Origin of the sequence: Streptomyces sp. NBC_01446 (assembly GCF_026340095.1) — a bacterium.
Lineage (GTDB): Bacteria > Actinomycetota > Actinomycetes > Streptomycetales > Streptomycetaceae > Streptomyces > Streptomyces aureus.
The window spans coordinates 1,008,051-1,023,734 of record NZ_JAPEPO010000002.1 but is presented as its reverse complement, the minus strand read 5'-3'; the positions used below and the strand labels follow the sequence as shown (position 1 = coordinate 1,023,734).

The window sequence follows — 15,684 nt, the reverse complement described above, 5'->3', positions numbered from 1 at the left end:
TCCTGCGGGCTTCTGGTCACCGGATAAGACTGCACTCGCGGCCCGCCAGTTCCACCATTCTTCGAATTCTTCTTTGCGTGGTCGCGCGAATGGCATTCATGAAATGGTTGTGCGGTCGGATGCAAAAATGACGGCAAAATCGCGCCTGCGTGCAGGGGCCCCTGTATCCGTACTCAGGCCGGGATCCGGTCAGCGCTCGTCGTGGTGCTGGGTGTCGACTCGGCGCTGCCCGGATGGGCGGCGGCCTGCGCGGCCCGGCCGCCGTCGGCTTCTTCGAGGCGGAACTGAAGGCGGCAGCCGTCTCGCAGGCCCTGGTGGCGCGCGGGGTGGACGTGGCGCGGAGCGGTGTTCAAGCTGTGAACCGGCCGGCTCGATGATCCGGTGGCCGGTGCTCCGATGGAGCGTCAGGACGTCTGCGGGTTAAGGCCGTTGATGAGCGCGGCCAGCTCGGCCAGTTCGTCCTGCGTCAGGTCGGTCAGGGGCGGGCGCACCGGCCCCGCGCTGTGGCCGACCGCCGTCATCCCCGCCTTCACGATGCTCACCGCGTAGCCGGGCCGCCGGTTGCGGATCTCGGTGTACGGCAGGACGAAGTCGTCGAGGAGCTTGATGACGCTGTCGTGCTTGCGCTCGCGGACGGCGCCGTAGAACTCGAGGGCGAACTCGGGCAGGAAGTTGAAGATGGCCGACGAGTAGGTGGTGACGCCGAGTTCGAGGTAGGGGAGGGCGAACATCTCCGCGGTGGGCAGGCCCCCGATGTAGGTGAGGCGCTCGCCGAGGCGGGTGTGGATCCGCGTCATGGCGTCGATGTCTCCGACGCCGTCCTTGTAGCCGATGAGGTTGGGGCAGCGGTCGGCGATCCGGGCGAGCGTGGGCGCGGTGTAGACGGCGTTGGCGCGGCTGTAGACGATGACGCCGAGCGACGTGGCGCGGCACACGGCCTCCACATGGTCGGCCAGGCCCTCCTGTCCGGCCTCGGTGAGGTACGGAGGGAAGAGCAGGATGCCGTCGGCGCCCGCGCGTTCCGCGGCCTGCGCGTACTCGACGGCCGTGCGTGTGCCGTAACCGGCCGGGGCCAGGACGGGCATTCCCTCGGGGGCGCTCTGCACGGCCGCGGCGACGACGCGTTCGACCTCGGAGCCCGTCAGGGAGAAGAACTCGCCGGTGCCGCCCGCGGCGAACAGACCGCCCACCTCGTACTCGCCCAGGCGCGTAATGCTGTCGCGGTAGGCGCTCTCGTCGAAGGAGAGTTCGTCGGCCGTGAAGTGGGTGACGGGGAAGGACAGGAGGCCGGATCCGATGCGCCGGCCGAGTTCTGACGGGGTGTAGGACGACGTCATGTGCGTTCTGCTCCTGGAGTCGGGGTGAGGCGTGATGGGTGCCCCTGGTGACGACGCTACGAGCAACGACTCATGCCGGTCCAACACTGATTTCGCATCCGGCGATACCGGGTCGGTATGACGCGTGGAAGGTGCGGGCATGGCTCGTCCGCGCCTCCATAAAGGAGGCGCGGACGGGAAAAGGTGTTGCGTGATGAGGCGTCAGTGGCGCTTGCCGGCCTCGTGGGTCGCCTGGGTCCAGGCGCGGGCCTGGTCGGTGAGGGTGATGCCGAGGCCGGGTCGGGACGGGACGTGCATGCGGCCGTCGCTGATGGTGAGGCGCTCGTTGAACAGCGGCTCCAGCCAGTCGAAGTGCTCCACCCACGGCTCGATCGGGTAGGCGGCCGCGAGGTGGAGGTGGATCTCCATCGCGAAGTGCGGTGCGAGCTGGAGGTTGTGGTGTTCGGCCAGCGCGGCCAGCTTGAGGAACTGCGTGATGCCGCCGATCCGGGGCGCGTCGGGCTGGATGATGTCCGCCGCGTTGTGGCGGATCAGCTCGTAGTGCTCGGCGACGCTGGCGAGCATCTCACCGGTGGCGATGGGGGTGTCGAGCGACGCGGCGAGCGCGGCGTGCCCCTGGGCGTCGTAGGCGTCGAGCGGCTCCTCGATCCAGACGAGGTCGAACTCCTCCATGGCCCGGCCCATCCGCTGAGCGGTCGGCCGGTCCCACTGCTGGTTCGCGTCGACCATGAGCGGGGCGCCGTCGCCGATGTGCTCGCGGACGGTGGTCAGGCGGCGGAGGTCCTGCTTGCGGTCGGGGTTGCCGACCTTGATCTTGATGCCGCCGATACCGCTCGCCAGGGAGGCGGAGGCGTTGTCGAGCACCTGCTCGGTCGGGGTGTGCAGGAAGCCGCCGGAGGTGTTGTAGCAGCGTACGGAGTCGCGGTGGGCACCCAGGAGTTTGGCCAGGGGCAGGCCCGCGCGCTTGGCCTTGAGGTCCCACAGGGCCACGTCGTACGCGGCGATGGCCTGCGTGGCCAGACCGCTGCGGCCCACCGAGGCGCCGGACCAGGCCAGCTTCGTCCAGATCTTGCCGATGTCGCTGGGGTCCTCGCCGAGCAGGTTGTCGGCGATCTCCCTGGCGTGGGCGAACTGGCCGGGGCCGCCGGCTCGCTTGGAGTAGCTGAAGCCGATGCCCTCGTGCCCCTGCTCGGTCTCCAGTTCCACGAAGAGGAACGCCACTTCGGTCATGGGCTTCTGGCGCCCGGTGAGGACCTTGGCGTCGCTGATCGGCGTGGCCAGTGGCAGGGTGACCGAGGAGAGCTTGATCCAGGAGATCCTGTCGAGCGTCGCCTCGCCTGCGACGTGCGCTGCGTTGGTGGTCGTGTGGGTCTTCGTCACCACTTCGTGTCCCTGGGGTGTGAGGCGGATGCGACCGGCCGGCATGCTGCGCGCGCCCTGCCGAGTCGGCGGGTGGGGGCGGCTGCTGTCGGCGCGGGCTGCTGTCGGCCGTGCGGCCGACGGAGGCGTTGACTCCCCTTGAAGCTAGAGTCGGCGATTGATCCACGTCCAAGACCAATTTTGCATGCGCTGATACCCGGAGAGAATCATTGTTCACGCTGGCACAGCTCGTGAGCTTCGTGGCCGTGGCCGAGGAACTGCACTTCACCCGCGCCGCGGAGCGCCTCCGGATGACTCAGCCCCCGCTGAGCCGGCAGATCCAGCTCCTGGAGCACGACCTTGGCGTACAGCTCCTCGAACGCACCAACCGCTCCGTCCGGCTCACCCCGGCGGGCCGCACGTTCCTCAACGAGGCGCGCCACATCCTGCGCCAGTCCGAGCACGCGGCCCTCGCCGTACGGCAGGTGTCGGCCGGCGAGGCCGGAGCCATCGCCATCGGGTTCACGGCGGCCAGCGCGAACTCGGCCCTCGGCACGCTGCTCGAAGTGGCCCGCTCGGCCATGCCCCGCGTGGAGGTGGTACTGCGTGAACTGGTCACCCGCGACCAGCTGGAGGCCATCACCGAAGGCTCCCTCGACCTGGGCATGATCCGCCCCGCGAACACCGGGCCCGACCTGGAGACCCGGCCCGCGGTCAGGGAGGGTCTGCTCGCCGCGCTGCCCACGGGCCATCCGCTCGCCGCGCGCGAGGGCGACCTGCGCGTGGAGGACTTCGACGGGGAGGAGGTCCTGATGTACTCGCCGGTCGAGGCCCGCTACTTCCACGAGCTGCTCGTCAGCATCTTCCGCGCCGCCCAGGTCACACCCGTCTTCACCCAGTACCTCAGCCAGGTGCACAGCATTCTGGCGATGGTGAACGCGGGCTGGGGCATCGCCCTGGTCCCGGAGGCCGCGGCGCAGATGAGGTTCGGCGGGATCACCTACAAGCCGCTGTCCCTGAGGGAACCCAAGCCGGTCGAGCTGAATCTGGTGTGGCGCAGGAACAACGACAATCCGGCGTTGGAGGCCCTGCTCCGCCACCTGTGACGGAGGCCGGGGGCAACCGATCCAGTACGCCCCCGCTCGCACTCACCGCCAGTCGGGCGCCCCCGAGCGGGGCGACAGCAGCGCCTCGATCCTCGTCTGTACATCCCGCATGACGGCGACGACGCGTTCCTGGCGCTCCCCGGTGAGGCGGGCGACCGGAACCGAGCAGCTGATGGCGTCGACCGCCGGAGCGTCGTACCGCAGGGCGAAGCCGAAGCCCGCGATGCCGGTCACCGTCTCCTCGCGGTCGATGGAGTAGCCCCGTTCGCGGACGCCCCTCAGGTCGGTGAGCAACGCGTCGCGGTCGGTGTGGGTGTTCTCCGTCAGGGCGGCCAACGGGCCCTCGGCGAGCGGTAGTTCGCTGTCCGAACGCTCGGCGAGCAACGCTTTTCCGAGGGCGCCGGCGTGTGCGGGGACCCGGCGGCCGACACGGCTGATGGTGCGCAGGTACTCGTGGGACTCGCGGGTCGCGAGATAGACGACGTGCGGACCGTCGAGCCGCGCCAGGTGGATCGTCTCGCCGAGCGCGTCCGACGCCTCGTCGAGATACGGGCGCACGACACGCACACGTGGGTCGCTGTCGAGGTAGCTCGTGCCCGTGAGAAGGGTGCGGATTCCGATTCCGTACAGCGAACCGGTGGTGTCCGTACGCACCCAGCCGCTCTCGACGAGGGTCCGCAGCAGTTGGTACATGCTGCTGCGCGGCACGTCCAGCTCCTCGGCGAGTTCGTCCAGGCGTGCGGGCCGGTCGCCCCTCGCCGCGAGAAGTTCCAGTAGCGCGACCGTGCGCAACGCCGACTTCACCCCACGGACCCCTGATGTCACGCGCGTTCCCCCTGCTTCCCGATGCCGGTCATCGTAAATCGGCGGGGCTTCACCCATTGACCCGACCGGTTCACCGACTTAGCCTCCATTCTCATACATGGACGCCATCTGCATATGGGGATCAGATCTATGAACGAGGTCGGCATGCAACCCGAGGATGTCGCGCAGAAGCTGCGTGACGGGATGACGAAGGGGGTGCTGTCCTTCCCGCTCACGAGCCTTCGGGACGACGGCAGCCTCGACCTGGACGCCTACCGGACCTATCTGACCGCCCAGTTGGCCAACGCGCCGGGCATGGTCTTCCCCGCCTGCGGAACGGGGGAGTTCTTCTCGCTGGACGAGGAGGAGTACCGGGCGGTCGTCAGGGTCACGGTCGAGGTCGCCGACGGGCGGCTCCCGGTGGTCGCCGGCATCGGCTACGGCTGGTCGCAGGCGCTGCGGTTCGCCCGGATCGCGCAGGAGGAAGGCGCGGACGCGCTGCTCGTGCTGCCGCACTACCTGGTCGGCGCTCCACAGGACGGCCTGGTGGAACAGCTGCGGCGGATCGCCGCGGGCACCCGGCTGCCGCTGATCGCGTACCAGCGCGACCAGGTCACTTTCGGCGCGGACGCCCTGCGCCGGATCGCCGGGATCCCCACCGTCGTCGGCCTGAAGGACGGGCACTCCGACCTGGACCGGCTCCAGCGCCTGACACTCGCCGCACCCGACGGCTTCCTCTTCTTCAACGGCGCCGCCACCGCCGAGATGCAGGCCCGCGCCTACGCCACCGTCGGCGTGCCCGCCTACTCCTCCGCGGTTCACGCGTTCGCGCCCGAAATCGCGAAGGCCTTCTTCACCGCGCTGCGGGCGGGTGACGACGAGGCGGTGAACAAGCTCCTGCGCGACTTCTACGTTCCCTTGGTGGAACTGCGCGACCGCGTGCCCGGCTACGCCGTCTCCCTCGTCAAGGCCGCGGCCCGGCTGCGCGGCCTCCCGGTCGGCCCTGTTCGTGCCCCGCTCACCGACCCGTCGCCCGCCGACCTCGCGGATCTCGAGAAGGTGCTGGACGCCGGGCTGAACCTGGTCGGAGCCGTGCGGCGCGTCAACTGACCGCCGGACACGCGTAGTCGAAGCCCCACCGCTTCGCCGCGCTCAGCTTTCATACCCGCCCGACCCGCGATCCGCAGTTCGATCCACAGTTCAAAGCAGTTCGATCCACAGTTCAAAGGGGAACTGACTTGCCTCTCGTCGTAGTGGGAATAAGCGTTCTGATTCTGCTCTTCCTCATGACCAGGCTGAGAATGAACGGGTTCGCCGCCCTCCTCCTCGTGGCGATCGGCGTCGCCTTGGTGCAGGGGATTCCGGCAGCGACGATCCCGGACGTCCTCTCGGAGGGCATCGGCGGCCAGATCGGCGACACGATGCTGACCATCGGCCTAGGCGCCATGGTCGGCCGCGTCATGGGGGACTCAGGAGCGGCGCAACGAATAGCCAACCGGCTCCTCGACGCCTTCGGGCCGCGCTGGGTGCAGGTGGCCATGGTGGTCACGTCCATGCTCATCGGCGTCACCATGTTCTACGAGGTCGCCTTCATCATCATCGTGCCCATCGCGTTCACCCTCGTGCGGGTCACCGGCGCGAAGCTGCTGTGGGTCGGCCTGCCGATGTCGATCGCCCTGTCCACCATGCACAGCTTCCTCCCGCCGCACCCCGGCCCCACCGCCGTCGCCGCGACCTTCCATGCCTCCGTCGGACACACCCTGTTCTACGGCCTCTTCATCGCCGTACCGGCCGGAGCGCTGATCGCCCTCGCGTGGCCGCGCCTGCCGTTCGTGAAGGCGATGAACCCGTCCATCCCCAAGGGCCTCGTCAGCGACCGCGAGTTCACCGACGAAGAGATGCCCGGCATGGGCTGGTCACTGCTCGTGGCCCTCTTCCCGGTGGTCCTGATCGCGGGCGCCGCGGTGATCGACATGGTCACGTCCGGCGACAGCCCGTTCCTGCACGCGGTCGCGTTCATCGGTTCGGCCCCGATCGCGCTCATGCTGACGCTGCTCCTGGCGATCTGGGCGTTCGGGCCGCGCATCGGCCGCAGCCTTACGGAAGTCAGCGCCTCCTGCGCCTCGGCGGCGCAGGCGATGGCGATGATCCTCCTGGTCATCGGCGCCGGCGGCGCCTTCAAGAACGTCCTCGTCGAAGGCGGGATCTCCGACTACATCAAGGACGTCACGGACAGCTGGGCCATCTCGCCCCTCATCCTGGCCTGGCTCATCGCGGTCATCCTGCGCGTGGCCCTCGGCTCGGCGACGGTCGCCGTCGTCACGGCGTCCGGCGTCGTGCTTCCGCTCCTGGCGGGCAGCGGCATCCACCCCGAGATCATGGTTCTCGCCGTCTCCTGCGGCTCGATCGCGTTCTCCCATGTGAACGACCCCGGATTCTGGCTCTTCAAGGAGTACTTCAACCTCTCGGTCATCGACGCGATCAAGGTCAGGACCACGTACACGACCGTGCTCGCGGTGCTGGGCCTGGGCGGCGTACTTGCCATGGAATGGGCGTTGGACTTCCTGAGCCTGTGACACACGTCAACCCGCACACCTTCCGACCACAGGAACCGCAATGACCTTGAGCAAGCAGCCGACCGTCACCGCGTTCGCCGTCTATCCGGTCGCCGGCCGGGACTGCATGGAACTGAATCTCTCCGGCGCGCACGGCCCCTACTTCACCCGCAATATCGTCCTCCTCCAGGACTCGGAAGGCCGCACCGGCCTGGGCGAGGTGCCGGGCGGCGAGAAGATCACCCAGACCCTGCGCGACGCCGAGTCCCTCGTGGTCGGCGCGAAGGTGGGCGACTACAAGCGCGTCCTGTGCGAGATCGGAGCCAGGTTCGCCGACCGCGACGCGGGCGGCCGAGGCGCCCAGACCTTCGACCTGCGCACCACCGTCCACGCCGTCACCGCCGTCGAGTCGGCGATGCTCGACCTCCTGGGCCAGCACCTCGACGTCCCCGTCGCGGCACTCCTCGGCGACGGCCAACAGCGCGACTCCGTAAGGGTGTTGGGATACCTCTTCTACGTCGGTGACCCAGACCGCACCGACCTGGAATACGTCCGCGAACCCGACTCGGCCGTCGACTGGCACCGCGTCCGCCACGAAGAGGCCCTGACACCCGACGCCATCGTCCGTCAGGCCGAGGCCGCGTACGACCGGTACGGATTCCGCGACTTCAAGCTCAAGGGCGGAGTCCTGGAAGGCGCCGAGGAGGTCAGGGCCGTCGAGGCACTGAAGGACCGCTTCCCCGAGGCGAGGATCACACTCGACCCCAATGGCGCGTGGTCGCTGCGCGAGGCGATCGAGCTGTGCACACCCCTGTCCGGCACCCTCGCCTACGCCGAGGACCCCTGCGGTGCCGAAGGCGGCTACTCCGGCCGTGAGATCCTCGCCGAGTTCCGTCGCGCCACGGGCCTGCCCACCGCGACCAACATGATCGCCACGGACTGGCGCCAGCTCACCCACGCCCTGGCGCTCCAGTCGGTCTCCATCCCCCTGGCCGACCCGCACTTCTGGACCATGCAGGGCTCGGTCCGCGTGGCCCAGCTCTGCAACGCGATGGGCCTGACCTGGGGCTGCCACTCCAACAACCACTTCGACATCTCCCTCGCGATGGTGACCCACTGCGGAGCCGCCGCCCCCGGCGAGTACAACGCCCTGGACACGCACTGGATCTGGCAGGAAGGCCTGGAGCGCCTCACCACCGCCCCGCCCCGGATCGTCGACGGTGAGATCGCCGTGCCCGACGCCCCGGGCCTGGGCGTCCAGCTCGACATGGACCGACTCCTCGCGGCCCACGACCTCTACAGGACGAAGGCCCTGGGGGCGCGTGACGACGCCAACGGGATGCGGTACCTGGTCCCGGACTGGCAGTTCGACAGCAAGCGCCCGTGCCTCGTCCGCTAGCGATCCGCGGGCACGTGGTCATGGGGACCGGCTGCAATGGCGTACGGTGGTGTCTACCGACGCGGGGTGGAGCAGCTCGGTAGCTCGCTGGGCTCATAACCCAGAGGTCGCAGGTTCAAATCCTGTCCCCGCTACTGATGGACAAGGCCCGGATCCTTCTGGATCCGGGCCTTTCTGTGTCTGCAGGGTGCGCCGCTCGGGCGGGCCGGTGCGGGAGCCTGGAACAACCCCTGGCCCCCCGTAGTCCTCGGTCGTGTTGGTGGTCGCGGACGGCCGTCGTGCGGAGAAGGTGACAAGTGCACCTCAGCCGGACCTTTCAGACTGTCGATCTCGGTGCGATCACCCGGCCCGGCGCCGTGAACCAAGCGCCCAGTACTGCGACCGGAAATGGCTGCACCGGCTGGCCCCGCAGCCGTCCGAGTGACACCACGGGTGCGCGACCGGCAGGGGTGGGCCCGGGGCTTACGCGGCCTTCACAACCTCGCCACGTATCGCCGCGGACCACTCGATGACGAGAACTTCGTACTCCCGGCGCTGTTCCGCGCTCAACCGGCCACCGCTGCACAGCATCAGGCAGCGAATCTCTTCGTTCAGATCGTCGGCGGACCGCACGGAACCAGGGATCGGAGTGGTGGACATGTGAAGAAGCCTAGAGGGTCGGTGTGACAATCGGCGTCCCTGTGCCACGCGGCGGAGGTGGGGAGTTGCCCTGTGGGCGGCTCTGACCTGGGAAATTGGGCGCGGAGTCGGCCACTCCGCGCGAAACTGTGACCTTGGCCTCACGTAGTGTCGCGGCGCTCTGCGTCACTTTGCGTCGCTCAGGACGGCGAGTTGGTGTCCGCGTCGGTGTTGTCGTTGCCGGGTTCGGGGTTACTGGGCTCGGGGCCGGTCGCCGCGGGCGTTCGGCGGGCCAGCATCACCGCCAGGGTGATGACGGCGGTCAGGGACACCGCGAGCCCGCCCAGACTTGTGATCGCGTCGGAGATCCACCGCCAGGCCTGCTTCACCCAAGCGAAGCTGTCGCCGGGCGGGGCCGCCACCTTGACGTGGGTGGTAGCGGGTGTCTGCTCAAGGAGCACGGTGTCGCTGTCCCGGTAGTAGGCGGTCACCGTCACGGACAAGGTGACCGTCCCCGCCTTCTTGGCGCTCACGTCCCACAGCCACGTGGCCTTGTCCGTCTTGGAGATGACGTTCTGACGCTCCGACGACAGGGGCGCGCACCGCACTTGGGCACCCGAGCAGTGCAGCTTCACGCCGATCTCGGCGCCCGCACTGGTGGGGGAGTGTGTCCCACCGGGCCCGTCCGAGCGCCAACTGCCCAGGATCTGGGCCCGGTAACGGAGCGGATCGCCTCCGGCCACGAGATGCAGTGACTTCGTACTGGTGCGGACGAGTTCACCTTTGAAGAGCTGCTGCCGTGCCTCGCCGATCTCGTCGACGTAGGTCTGCTGTCTACTGCCCCCGGGGTGGCCGCTCCCGGGTTCGCCGCCGCGGCCGAGGAACAGGAACAGCCCGGAGAGGATGGCGATGAGAACCGCGAGCCCCGTCCATGGGAAGCAGCCGGAGCCAAGGCGGGACGGGACCGGTGCCGAAGAGTACGGCGGCTGCGGCCCCTCACGTTCGGCCATGGCTGCCTCGCCCTCCCGTACGTGCCGACTGATGCCGAGCCCGCCTCCGCAGACACCTTCATGGTCAATCAACTCCCATGCCCGACGCTCGCGTTCAGTCAGATCCTTGGTCGCATCGTCATGGTCGGCCTACGTCGCCGAAGACGTGGACCTGGGGAGCGAAGGCCCGTACGGCCCGTTCGAGGCGCCGGGTGTCCACCTTGCACAGCACCATGGAACGGGTGGACTCCGTGGTGCCTTTGAAGGCCTCGACGAAGTCGGGATCCACGTGCGTCGACAGATACGCGTCGAACTCGCGCAGCGCCGGGGACGTGGCCGGTCCCCACCGCGGGGCAGGCCCCCCGCGGTGACGCACTTCGAGCTCGGGGAGCCGGAGGCGTCCCGCTCCCCGAGCGCCGGCGTGGAAGCTGACGGACGCGATCTCGACCCAGGGGAGGAATTCCGGTCTACGGAAGAACACCCCGCCGCCCAGGGTGATGCCGTGGGCGTCGATGCGTACCGCGGTCCGTCGGAGGGCGGCGGCCGGCATGACCAGAGCCACGTAGGGCGCGAGGATCAGCTCGACATGGTCGTTCCCCGGGGGTTCGGCGCCGGGGACGAATCCCACGCCGATCAGCAGGGCGAACGCCAGAGCCAGCCAGGCGGAGGCGGTCCACCCGTAGCGGATCTCGTAGACAGCGCCCGGTTCGTCCATGGGGCGAATGGTCCCGTGCGTCCTGATCCCGTTCAACAAGTTTGCGGTCAGGGTCTGTTCAGGACGGGGTAAGGATGCCGTGGATGTGAGGCGGCGTGGTGTGGGGGAGAGCGAGAGCGCTCCAGGCCGACGTCGCCAGGTGATCGGCCGCCCCCGCGCCCGGCGCCTCCGGCTCGGCAGGTAAAATCTTCCCTGGACTGCGCCCGCCCCACCAGGACAGGCGCAAGGTCAGAACCACTGTTGATCACAGAGGTGTGCTCCGCGCAGCTACGACCGTTCCTTCTCCCGTCGTCCTGCCGGCCGTGAGCCGCCTGTCCCAGAAATCGTCACCGTGAGCACTGATTCCCTGCTGCGCCCGCAGCCGCAGCCCGCTCCTGCGCCCGATTCGCCCCGCCTGCCGCGCCGGGTCGGCCGTGCACCGGCCCGTCCCACCGCGGCGGCGGCCTTCCACAGCGTCAGCGCGGTCACCGCGGTACTGCTCGGCCTCGTGGCGATAGGCGCGATGATCCATGAGCCGGTCCTGATACCGCCGCTGGCCGCGAGCGCAGCCCTCGTGCACAGCGCGCCCACCCTGCCCCTGGCCCAGCCCCGGAGCATCGTCGTCGGCCACCTGCTCGGTGCGGGGTCCGGTTACGCGGTCCTCGCGCTGACGCACAGCAGCCCGTGGACGGCGGCACTGGCGGGAGGCGTCACCCTCGCCGCGACGATGCTCGCCCGTACCCCGCACTCGGCGGCCTGTGCCACCGCGGTGATCGTCGTGCTCCAGACGCCGGCGCCCGGCCGCTTCGTGCCGCTGTTGTTCGGCTCCACCGTGCTGCTCGCCCTGACCGGCTTCGCGGCTTCTCGCGTACGGCGCGGGGCTCCGAAGTACCCGGCGTACTGGTGGTGACCTCCGGGACGGCTTGCCCAGCGCCGGACCTGACGGAGATTTGATGCGGAAACGCGGAAGTCCAGGCCGGCCCGGTGCGGGCCGGCCTGGACTTCGCGGTCATGCGTGATCAGGAGAGGTCGAACCGGTCCAGGTTCATGACCTTGTCCCACGCGGAGACGAAGTCCTTGACGAACTTCTCCTTCGCGTCATCGCTCGCGTAGACCTCCGCGACCGCGCGCAGCTCGGAGTTCGACCCGAAGACGAGGTCGGCACGGGTACCCGTCCACTGGACCTTGCCTGCGGAGTCGCGGCCCTCGAAGGTGCTCGCGTCGCCGGCCGTCGCGCTCCACGTCGTGTCCAGGTCGAGGAGGTTGACGAAGAAGTCGTTGGTCAGCGACCCGGGGGTCGTGGTGAGGACGCCGTGCGTCGACTGTCCGTAGTTCGCGCCCAGGACGCGCAGGCCGCCGACGAGGACCGTCAGCTCGGGCGCGCTCAGGTCGAGCAGGTTCGCCTTGTCGACGAGCAGGTACTCGGCCGGCAGGCGGTTGCCCTTGCCGAGGTAGTTGCGGAACCCGTCGGCGGACGGCTCGAGCGCGGAGAACGACTCCACGTCCGTCTGCTCCTGCGTGGCGTCCGCACGCCCCGGAGTGAAGGGCACCTGGATGTCGAAGCCCGCGTCCTTCGCGGCCTTCTCGACGCCCGCGGCACCCGCGAGCACGATCAGGTCGGCGAGCGAGATCTGCTTGCCGCCGGACTGGGCGCTGTTGAAGGTCTGCTGGACCCCCTCCAGCTTGCGCAGCACGGCCGCCAGCTCGTCGGGCTGGTTGACCTCCCAGCCGGCCTGCGGCTGGAGGCGGATGCGCGCACCGTTCGCGCCGCCGCGCTTGTCGCTGGCGCGGAAGGACGAGGCCGACGCCCATGCCGTGGACACGAGCTGAGACACCGTCAGGCCCGAGGCCAGGACCTGGTCCTTGAGGGCGGAGACGTCAGCGGCGTCGACGAGCGGGTGCGTCACCGCGGGCAGCGGGTCCTGCCACAGCAGCTCCTCGCTCGGGACCTCCGGGCCGAGGTAGCGCACGATCGGGCCCATGTCGCGGTGGGTCAGCTTGAACCACGCGCGGGCGAAGGCGTCCGCGAACTCGGCCGGGTTCTCGTGGAACCGGCGCGAGATCGGCTCGTAGGTCGGGTCGAACCGGAGCGAGAGGTCGGTCGTGAGCATCGTGGGGGCGTGGCTCTTCGACGCGTCGTGGGCGTCGGGTACGGACCCCGCGCCCGCGCCCTCCTTCGGCCGCCACTGGTTCGCGCCTGCGGGGCTCTGGTGGAGCTCCCACTCGTAGCCGAAGAGGATGTCGAAGAAGGTGTTGTCCCAGGTGGTCGGGGTGTTCGTCCAGATCCCCTCGAGACCACTGGTGATCGCGTCGCCACCCTTGCCGGTACCGAACGCGTTCTTCCAGCCGAGGCCCATCTCCTCGATCGGGGCGGCCTCGGGGGCCTCGCTGACGTCCTCCGCCGGGCCCGCGCCATGGGTCTTGCCGAAGGTGTGGCCGCCGGCGATCAGGGCGACCGTCTCCTCGTCGTTCATCGCCATCCGGCGGAACGTCTCACGGATGTCGCGGGCCGCGGCGAGCGGGTCCGGGTTGCCGTTGGGGCCCTCCGGGTTGACGTAGATGAGACCCATCTGGACCGCGGCGAGCGGGTTCTCCAGTTCACGGTCACCCGTGTAGCGCTCGTCGCCGAGCCAGGTCTTCTCGGGACCCCAGTAGACGTCGTCGTCGGGCTCCCAGGCGTCGACACGTCCGCCGCCGAACCCGAAGGTGTCGAAGCCCATCGTCTCCAGGGCGACGTTGCCCGTGAGGATCATGAGGTCGGCCCACGACAGGTTCTTGCCGTACTTCTTCTTGACGGGCCACAGCAGACGGCGGGCCTTGTCGAGGTTCCCGTTGTCCGGCCAGCTGTTGAGCGGGGCGAAGCGCTGCTGCCCGGTGTCGGCGCCACCGCGGCCGTCGCTGATCCGGTAGGTACCGGCGCTGTGCCACGCCATGCGGATCATGAACGGGCCGTAGTGGCCGAAGTCGGCGGGCCACCAGTCCTTCGAGGTGGTCAGCACCTCCGCGATGTCCTGCTTGACCTCGGCGAGGTCGAGGGTCTTGAACGCCGCGGCGTAGTCGAACTCCTCGCCGAGGGGGTTGGCCACGGCGGGGTTCTTGGCAAGGATCTTCAGGTTGAGCCGCTGCGGCCACCACTGGCTGTTCGCGCCGTTGCCCTGCGTCGGGTGCGGGGCGCTGCCGTGCACGACCGGGCAGCCTCCTCCGTCCTGTGTTTTCGCGTCTGTGACGATCGCATCTTGGTTCTCAGACATTGGGAATCCTTCCGGACCGGCGGATCACACTGCTCAGGAACTACGGCGTTGGAACGGGTGGGGCGCGGGCCCCGTGGACGGCCTCAGCCTCGTCGATCCGGACGATCGCGGGGATCTGGGTGATCGGGGTGATCGTCTCGACCGGGCGGACCGTGTCGATTGCGAGGCCGTGGTCTTCCGGGACGGGTCGACACTACGGCTCAGAGTGAGGCGTAGCGGCACGAATCCGGCCACGTCGGGCACGGTGAGGGCCTCCGGCGGCATGAGGAGAGCAACGACCGACGCACGATCGCGCGCCCCTCGGAGGTGATCAACTTCTGTCTCCTGCCGCACTGGAGTCTTCCTGTCCCTTGGCTATCGCCATAACCGATCCTACGATGGACAGAATCCAAGTCAAGAAGTGCACCAATCGCATTTCCGATGGGACCGGGAGTGCGCCGGTCAACCTCGGGTATCCCACCGAACCTGAAAAGGTGAACCGATATGAGCGGCCTGCTTGAGCGACTGCGGGGGCGTGGCTGGCGGATGACCTCTCAGCGGCGCGTCGTGGCGGAGGTTCTCGACGGTGATCACGTGCATCTCACGGCCGACGAGGTGCACGCCCGCGCGGTGCAGCGGCTGCCCGAGATCTCCAGAGCGACCGTGTACAACGCGCTGGGCGAACTGGTCGCGCTGGGCGAGGTCATAGAGGTCTCCACGGACGGCCGTGCGAAGCGCTACGACCCGAACGCGCACCGGCCGCACCAGCACCTGGTGTGCTCCGGCTGCGGAATCATCCGCGACGTCCACCCGACCGGCGACCCGCTCTCCGGACTCCCGGCGCAGGAGCGGTTCGGCTTCGAGGTGTCCAAGGTCGAGGTGACCTACCGAGGGCTGTGCCCGTCCTGCGCCTGAACCCAGTTGGGCGACGGCCACGGAGCCCCTCTGGAGTCGGTACCGGCGTCGGCACCGGTACCGGCGGCCGGACCGGCGGCCGGAACGGGACCCACCTCGAAGGAGGCGCTGTAGCCGCGTACACCCGTGTCCCGAGTCGTGACCTCTACGGTGTAATCGGTGCCGTCCGGCACCGCGGGCACCGCCGTGACCAGCTCACTCGTCGGCTTGCTGCTCGCCTTCGAGGCCAGTTTGAACAGGCGCTGCGTCCCGCCCGCACCGTCGTCCTGCGCCAGCCAGACGTCGACCTCCTGCCCGGTGTCGTTGCGCCATCCGACGAAGAGACTGCTGTTCACGGGGTGTACGGAGTCGGCGGCCGGAGACGTGACGGCGATCGTGGCGTCGGGCGGTTCGGAGACCGCTGGGGCCGCCGAACCGAGCCAGACGAGCGACGACGCGGCGGTGACGGACAGGAACCTGGTGCGGAGCATGTGACGACCTCGTTCCGGTGGCGGGAGGTACGGCCATACCCCTCCCACATGTCCTCGGCGGCGAACGGGCGGGCCCGCAAGCTTCACCCCATGGGGTGCCGCTCTGTGCCGCTCCGGCACACAACCTGCCGGTGCGCCGATGAGTTTCGGCGGACGATGAGTCCTATGAAGCAGCGGACGCACGCGGCGTCCGGCCGAGGAGAGGACG

14 protein-coding genes, 1 tRNA gene and 1 pseudogene are annotated in these 15,684 nt (G+C 69.1%); 7 read left to right on the top strand and 9 right to left on the bottom strand.

Annotated elements, in window-relative coordinates; all coding sequences use genetic code 11:
- Nucleotides 1-173: 173 nt before the first annotated feature.
- The 3 genes from OG456_RS42400 to OG456_RS42390 form a co-directional block, all read right to left on the bottom strand.
- Nucleotides 174-353: a hypothetical protein gene (locus OG456_RS42400; protein ID WP_266570407.1), complete on the bottom strand. Its 180-nt coding sequence runs from the start codon at nt 351-353 to the stop codon at nt 174-176.
- A 51-nt stretch (nt 354-404) separates the two neighbouring features.
- Nucleotides 405-1,337: a 5-dehydro-4-deoxyglucarate dehydratase gene (gene kdgD, locus OG456_RS42395; protein WP_266570406.1), complete on the bottom strand. Its 933-nt coding sequence runs from the start codon at nt 1,335-1,337 to the stop codon at nt 405-407.
- Between the two features lie 201 nt (nt 1,338-1,538).
- The gene (locus tag OG456_RS42390) at nt 1,539-2,720 is read right to left on the bottom strand and encodes a mandelate racemase/muconate lactonizing enzyme family protein (protein ID WP_266570405.1); all 1,182 of its coding nucleotides are present in this window, start codon (nt 2,718-2,720) and stop codon (nt 1,539-1,541) included.
- Nucleotides 2,721-2,926: 206 nt separating this feature from the next.
- Here OG456_RS42390 and OG456_RS42385 point away from each other — a divergent pair, with 206 nt between their 5' ends.
- Nucleotides 2,927-3,802 carry a LysR substrate-binding domain-containing protein gene (locus OG456_RS42385; protein WP_266570404.1) on the top strand — a complete coding sequence of 292 codons (876 nt, stop codon included), beginning with the start codon at nt 2,927-2,929 and terminating at the stop codon, nt 3,800-3,802.
- 42 nt (nt 3,803-3,844) lie between these two features.
- On the opposite strand, the gene OG456_RS42380 is transcribed toward OG456_RS42385, so the two are convergent.
- A complete protein-coding gene (locus OG456_RS42380; protein ID WP_266570403.1) occupies nt 3,845-4,627 on the bottom strand; it encodes an IclR family transcriptional regulator in 783 nt (260 codons plus the stop codon).
- Between the two features lie 114 nt (nt 4,628-4,741).
- Here OG456_RS42380 and OG456_RS42375 point away from each other — a divergent pair, with 114 nt between their 5' ends.
- From OG456_RS42375 to OG456_RS42360, 4 genes and pseudogenes are all read left to right on the top strand, one after another.
- Nucleotides 4,742-5,716 (top strand): 5-dehydro-4-deoxyglucarate dehydratase, encoded by a 975-nt coding sequence (locus tag OG456_RS42375; protein WP_266570402.1) that lies wholly within the window; start codon nt 4,742-4,744, stop codon nt 5,714-5,716.
- 83 nt (nt 5,717-5,799) lie between these two features.
- Nucleotides 5,800-7,182, top strand: a pseudogene (locus tag OG456_RS42370) (gluconate:H+ symporter); the annotation flags it as partial.
- Nucleotides 7,183-7,222: 40 nt separating this feature from the next.
- Nucleotides 7,223-8,560 (top strand): enolase C-terminal domain-like protein, encoded by a 1,338-nt coding sequence (locus OG456_RS42365; protein WP_266570400.1) that lies wholly within the window; start codon nt 7,223-7,225, stop codon nt 8,558-8,560.
- Between the two features lie 60 nt (nt 8,561-8,620).
- Nucleotides 8,621-8,694, top strand: a tRNA-Met gene (locus OG456_RS42360).
- A gap of 328 nt (nt 8,695-9,022) precedes the next feature.
- Here the strand turns inward: OG456_RS42360 and OG456_RS42355 are convergent.
- From OG456_RS42355 to OG456_RS42345, 3 genes are all read right to left on the bottom strand, one after another.
- The gene (locus tag OG456_RS42355) at nt 9,023-9,199 is read right to left on the bottom strand and encodes a hypothetical protein (RefSeq protein ID WP_165914507.1); all 177 of its coding nucleotides are present in this window, start codon (nt 9,197-9,199) and stop codon (nt 9,023-9,025) included.
- A 179-nt stretch (nt 9,200-9,378) separates the two neighbouring features.
- Nucleotides 9,379-10,188, bottom strand: a complete 810-nt coding sequence (locus OG456_RS42350) for a hypothetical protein (RefSeq protein ID WP_266570399.1) — start codon at nt 10,186-10,188, stop codon at nt 9,379-9,381.
- Between the two features lie 118 nt (nt 10,189-10,306).
- Nucleotides 10,307-10,882: a hypothetical protein gene (locus OG456_RS42345; RefSeq protein WP_266570398.1), complete on the bottom strand. Its 576-nt coding sequence runs from the start codon at nt 10,880-10,882 to the stop codon at nt 10,307-10,309.
- A gap of 331 nt (nt 10,883-11,213) precedes the next feature.
- Here OG456_RS42345 and OG456_RS42340 point away from each other — a divergent pair, with 331 nt between their 5' ends.
- Complete coding sequence (locus OG456_RS42340) at nt 11,214-11,771, top strand: HPP family protein (protein WP_266570397.1); 558 nt, start codon at nt 11,214-11,216, stop codon at nt 11,769-11,771.
- Nucleotides 11,772-11,880: 109 nt separating this feature from the next.
- On the opposite strand, the gene katG is transcribed toward OG456_RS42340, so the two are convergent.
- Entirely contained in the window at nt 11,881-14,112 is a 2,232-nt protein-coding gene (gene katG, locus OG456_RS42335; protein ID WP_266570396.1) for a catalase/peroxidase HPI, read from the bottom strand.
- A 483-nt stretch (nt 14,113-14,595) separates the two neighbouring features.
- On the opposite strand from katG, the gene OG456_RS42330 reads away from it, so the two are divergent.
- Nucleotides 14,596-15,006, top strand: a complete 411-nt coding sequence (locus OG456_RS42330) for a Fur family transcriptional regulator (RefSeq protein ID WP_266570395.1) — start codon at nt 14,596-14,598, stop codon at nt 15,004-15,006.
- Here the strand turns inward: OG456_RS42330 and OG456_RS42325 are convergent.
- Complete coding sequence (locus OG456_RS42325; protein WP_266570394.1) at nt 14,976-15,476, bottom strand: Ser-Thr-rich GPI-anchored membrane family protein; 501 nt, start codon at nt 15,474-15,476, stop codon at nt 14,976-14,978. The genes OG456_RS42330 and OG456_RS42325 overlap by 31 nt on opposite strands.
- Between the last annotated feature and the right edge of the window lie 208 nt (nt 15,477-15,684).

What these genes read in the sequence shown, in the direction of transcription:
- kdgD (WP_266570406.1), bottom strand. Translation starts at nt 1,337, where the DNA reads ATGACGTCGTCCTACACCCCGTCAGAACTCGGCCGGCGCATCGGATCC.
- OG456_RS42375 (WP_266570402.1), top strand. Translation starts at nt 4,742, where the DNA reads ATGGGGATCAGATCTATGAACGAGGTCGGCATGCAACCCGAGGATGTC.
- OG456_RS42365 (WP_266570400.1), top strand. Translation starts at nt 7,223, where the DNA reads ATGACCTTGAGCAAGCAGCCGACCGTCACCGCGTTCGCCGTCTATCCG.
- OG456_RS42355 (WP_165914507.1), bottom strand. Translation starts at nt 9,199, where the DNA reads ATGTCCACCACTCCGATCCCTGGTTCCGTGCGGTCCGCCGACGATCTG.
- OG456_RS42350 (WP_266570399.1), bottom strand. Translation starts at nt 10,188, where the DNA reads ATGGCCGAACGTGAGGGGCCGCAGCCGCCGTACTCTTCGGCACCGGTC.
- OG456_RS42345 (WP_266570398.1), bottom strand. Translation starts at nt 10,882, where the DNA reads ATGGACGAACCGGGCGCTGTCTACGAGATCCGCTACGGGTGGACCGCC.
- katG (WP_266570396.1), bottom strand. Translation starts at nt 14,112, where the DNA reads ATGTCTGAGAACCAAGATGCGATCGTCACAGACGCGAAAACACAGGAC.
- OG456_RS42330 (WP_266570395.1), top strand. Translation starts at nt 14,596, where the DNA reads ATGAGCGGCCTGCTTGAGCGACTGCGGGGGCGTGGCTGGCGGATGACC.
- OG456_RS42325 (WP_266570394.1), bottom strand. Translation starts at nt 15,476, where the DNA reads ATGCTCCGCACCAGGTTCCTGTCCGTCACCGCCGCGTCGTCGCTCGTC.